The sequence below is a fragment of the Shewanella sp. genome, from assembly GCF_051658185.1.
Lineage (GTDB): Bacteria > Pseudomonadota > Gammaproteobacteria > Enterobacterales > Shewanellaceae > Shewanella.
This window is the reverse complement of the sequence record NZ_JBOFMC010000142.1, coordinates 1-4,186: the sequence shown is the minus strand read 5'-3', so window position 1 is coordinate 4,186 and position 4,186 is coordinate 1. Positions and strand designations below refer to the sequence as shown.

General features: G+C 47.9%; 6 protein-coding genes. All 6 read right to left on the bottom strand.

The features are described 5' to 3' along the window. Positions 1–640, bottom strand: a 640-nt coding sequence (gene tyrA / locus ACRCZA_RS05925) for a bifunctional chorismate mutase/prephenate dehydrogenase (RefSeq protein WP_438673541.1), incomplete at its 3' end; no start/stop codon positions are given. A 62-nt stretch (positions 641–702) separates the two neighbouring features. After that, positions 703–1,794, bottom strand: a complete 1,092-nt coding sequence (locus ACRCZA_RS05920) for a 3-deoxy-7-phosphoheptulonate synthase (protein ID WP_438673540.1) — start codon at positions 1,792–1,794, stop codon at positions 703–705. A gap of 295 nt (positions 1,795–2,089) precedes the next feature. After that, a complete protein-coding gene (gene rplS, locus ACRCZA_RS05915) occupies positions 2,090–2,443 on the bottom strand; it encodes a 50S ribosomal protein L19 (protein WP_006080791.1) in 354 nt (117 codons plus the stop codon). Positions 2,444–2,477: 34 nt separating this feature from the next. Beyond that, a complete protein-coding gene (trmD, locus tag ACRCZA_RS05910; RefSeq protein ID WP_438673539.1) occupies positions 2,478–3,224 on the bottom strand; it encodes a tRNA (guanosine(37)-N1)-methyltransferase TrmD in 747 nt (248 codons plus the stop codon). Between the two features lie 15 nt (positions 3,225–3,239). Then, positions 3,240–3,770, bottom strand: coding sequence for a ribosome maturation factor RimM (gene rimM / locus ACRCZA_RS05905; RefSeq protein ID WP_438673538.1), 531 nt, complete (start codon positions 3,768–3,770; stop codon positions 3,240–3,242). Between the two features lie 20 nt (positions 3,771–3,790). Further along, positions 3,791–4,042 carry a 30S ribosomal protein S16 gene (rpsP, locus tag ACRCZA_RS05900; RefSeq protein ID WP_220049717.1) on the bottom strand — a complete coding sequence of 84 codons (252 nt, stop codon included), beginning with the start codon at positions 4,040–4,042 and terminating at the stop codon, positions 3,791–3,793. Positions 4,043–4,186 lie beyond the last annotated feature (144 nt).

Here is a 4,186-nt window from a genome sequence, read left to right as displayed (position 1 = left end):
TAGCTAAACTCCCGACATCGGGTCCAAACATCGGATGAAAGCCCACCACCGGCCCCGAGTGAGCAGCTAACATCGCCTTCAAAGGCTCCGTCTTGATGGAGGTTAAATCGGCTAAAATACAATCCTGTGGTAATTGGGTGAGCTGCTCACGGATAAGGTCGCAGGTAATGGCAATCGGCACAGTCACTAATACCAATCCGGCATCGGCAAATAAGGCTTCCGCATGCTGCCAATCATCTTTATCGAGCAGTTTCACTTGATAACCCGACAGTGTCAGCATTTGTTGAAATAGTCCGCCGAGCTGGCCTTTGCCCCCCACAATCACGACCGAACCTAAGTCTTTCTTAACTTGCTTAAACCCAACATCCTTTTCATTAAGATAAGATTCACGCATTAGGCGGCGCAAAATATCTTCTATCAGTTGCGGGGCAATCCCCATGGCTTGAGCTTCTTCGCGACGTTTGGCCAACATCGCGGCTTCACGCTGCGGTGCATAAATGGGTAATCCAGCGCCGTGCTTTACCGTGCCCACTTGGGCGACTAAATCTAAGCGTTTACGCAGTAAATGCAGCAATTGCTGATCAACGCCGTCGATGAGGCCGCGAAGATGTTCTAATTCGGTTGTCGTTTTTTCATTCATGTTATCTGTCCACTGCACACCTAAAGTAAGGTGTTTAACCATCAGGCGCTTAAGATTGACTCCTAAGCATTGGCCACTTTAGGCATATCGAAACGCGTCGGTAACACCGAAGATAACGTTGATGCGCCCGCGCGTAAAATGCTTTCGGTTTTTTCCCAATTAATACAGGAATCCGTTACCGACACCCCGTAGGCCAGTTCGCGTAAGGGTTTATCACAACTTTGGTTACCTTCGTTTAAATGGCTCTCTAACATCACGCCAATAATGGACTGATTGCCATGGTAGATCTGCGCAAAAACATCTTCACACACAGGCACTTGCCTTGTGTAATCCTTAGAGGAATTCCCATGACTACAATCGATAATCAGGCGAGCATTCAGTTTTGCCTTATGAAGCTGCGCTTCACATTCAGCCACGCTAGCGGCATCGTAGTTAGGTGTTACACCGCCGCGTAAAATCACATGGCCATCGGGGTTGCCCGCAGTTTGCAAGAGCGCCACTTGGCCCTGTTGGTTGATCCCCATAAATCGGTGACTACTAGCCGCCGATTTGAGGGCATTAATGGCGACATCAAGCTTACCATCGGTGCCATTTTTAAAACCGACAGGCATAGATAAGCCCGACGCCATTTCCCTGTGGGTTTGCGATTCCGTGGTGCGAGCACCAATGGCCGACCAAGTCACTAACTCCGAAATGTATTGCGGACTGATAGGATCAAGCGCTTCGGTCGCGACCGGTAACTCAAGCTCAGCAAGCCAAATCATCAGTTCACGGGCCAGCTTTAAGCCCTTTTCCACATCAAAAGAGCCATCCATATCCGGATCGTTAATCATGCCCTTCCACCCCACCGTGGTGCGGGGTTTCTCAAAGTACACCCGCATCAAGATGTAAAACTCATCACGGAGTTCATCGTGTAATTTTTTGAGTTTTAAGGCGTATTCCTTGGCGGCATCAATATCGTGGATAGAGCAAGGTCCGGTAATGATTAACACCCGCTTATCCCGTTTATGGACGATATCAGCCACGGTTTGGCGTGCATTAAGGATATAACGATACGCGTGCGCAGAAAGTGGCAGAGCGGCTTTGAGCTCCTCTGGGGTTATAAGCACCTTCTCTGAACTGATATGAACGTTATTGATTGTATCCTGCTGCATACTCACCACCTAAAACTGAAGTCAACGATTCGCTTCTCAAAAAGCCTGAAATACAACCCGCTATGAGGGAAGATAAATGGCCCAAGGCCATTGTAGCGCCGTAACAATACACCATTACAGCGAGCAATGACTATGCCTATTAATTGCCAGAAGATCAAGGACCAATTTCCCGATAGTCGCCATTAGGGTTAAATGCAAAGTGACTGGCTGAATGTGTAAATTTAGGCAACAAAAAACCGCCACGAGGGCGGTTTTCTGTGCGAACACTACGTCTTGTTTTCTGTAGCAGGAACTATTACTTAGTTGCCAGCTTCTCACGGATACGTGCAGATTTACCTGAACGATCACGTAAGTAGTACAGTTTGGCGCGACGAACGCGGCCACGACGCTTAACTTCAATGCTAGCGATCAGCGGGCTGTGCGTTTGGAAAGCACGCTCAACACCTTCACCATTAGAGATTTTACGTACTGTGAATGCAGAGTGCAGGCCACGGTTACGTTTAGCAATTACAACGCCTTCGAAAGCCTGTAAACGCTCTTTATCACCTTCTTTAACACGAACCTGAACGACTACTGTATCACCAGCACCAAACGCAGGTACGTCTTGTTTCATTTGCTCATCGTTGAGCATTTTAATGATGTTGTTCATAACTTACTCCGTTCTAGAATTAACTGAGCTACGACTAAGCATGCTTGTCCATTGCTTTAACGAACTGCGCTAAAAGAGTCGTTTGTTCGTCAGTCAGAGCTAGATTTTCAAATAATTCTGGCCGTCTAAGAAAAGTCCTACCAAGGCTTTGCTGTAAACGCCAGAGTCTAATTTGTTCGTGGTTGCCACTTAGCAGCACCGCTGGTACGTCAAGGCCATCTAGGCTTTCAGGACGCGTGTAATGAGGACAATCCAGTAACCCGTCGGAGAAAGAATCTTGCTCCGCCGAAGCTTGTTTTCCTAGCACGCCAGGCACCAATCTTGATACTGAATCTATGAGCGTCATTGCTGGTAATTCGCCGCCCGAAAGCACGTAATCCCCAACCGACCACTCTTCGTCCACTTCCGTTTGAATAATGCGTTCATCGATACCTTCGTAGCGACCACACACCAGAATCAACCGGGATGATTTAGCCAACTCAGTGACACCTTGCTGATCCAGCTTGCGTCCTTGAGGTGACAAGTAAATCACCTTCGCACCCTCACCCGCTGCAGCTTTCGCTGCATGGATAGCATCACGCAAGGGTTGCACCATCATCAACATACCGGGACCACCGCCGTAAGGCCTGTCATCTACCGTACTGTGTCTATCATGGGTGAAATCGCGAGGATTCCACGTGTGCAACTCCAGCAGACCGTTTTTCACGGCACGACCCGTAACCCCAAAGTCTGTTACGGCACGAAACATTTCTGGGAACAGGGTAATGACCCCTAACCACATATGTTGTACCTCGACTTAAAAGTCAGGATCCCAATCCACTAAAATCTGTTTACCTTGGATATCCACCTTAATGATGAATTGTCCTGGGACAAAGGGGAGCATACGTTCCACTTTGCCGAAGCTATCTTTGGCATTGGCTTTAACCAGTAAGACGTCGTTCGACCCTGTTTCCACGATCTGATCGACAATCCCCATGTTATAGCCTGCGGTATTGATCACTTCACAACCGATGAGGTCACGCCAGTAGAACTCATTCTCTGGCAAATCTTCCATCTGCTGCGGCAGGATGGCAATCTCACAATTCGTGAGCATTTGCGCTTGTTCCCGCGTAGTAACACCTTCGAGCTCAGCGACTACAGCCTTGCCTTGGTATCGCCACTGAATGACCTTTACCTCGCGCCATTGGCCATTTTCTTTAATTAGCCAAGGCGAATAGTCAAAGATACCTTCAACAGAATTGGTATAGGCGGTGATTTTCAGCCAACCTTTAATGCCATGACAGGAGCCTAATTTCCCCAGTACGACTGGCTGTTGGTTACTGCTCATCAATCTATACCTTAACGCTATTAAGCTGCTGCTTTACGAGCGTCTTTGATCAATTTTGCTACGCGATCAGTTGTCGCAGCGCCGTTAGCAACCCAGTGCTCAACACGAGCTAGGTCTAAACGTAAAGTTTCTTCTTGGCCACGAGCCAATGGGTTGAAGAAACCAACACGCTCAATGAAACGACCGTCACGAGCGTTACGGCTGTCAGCAACAACGATGTTGTAAAATGGACGCTTTTTTGCGCCGCCACGAGCTAAACGAATGGTAACCATGCGTTTTCAATCCTCTAATGATTTGCTTGAAGCAAAAATAAAAACTGGAACCCCGTGTTCGCGAAGAGTCCCAGATAGAAAGCCGGAAGATTTTACCTGACTTTTCAACGAATGCAACCAAATCTGGCGAATATTAAAGCTGCG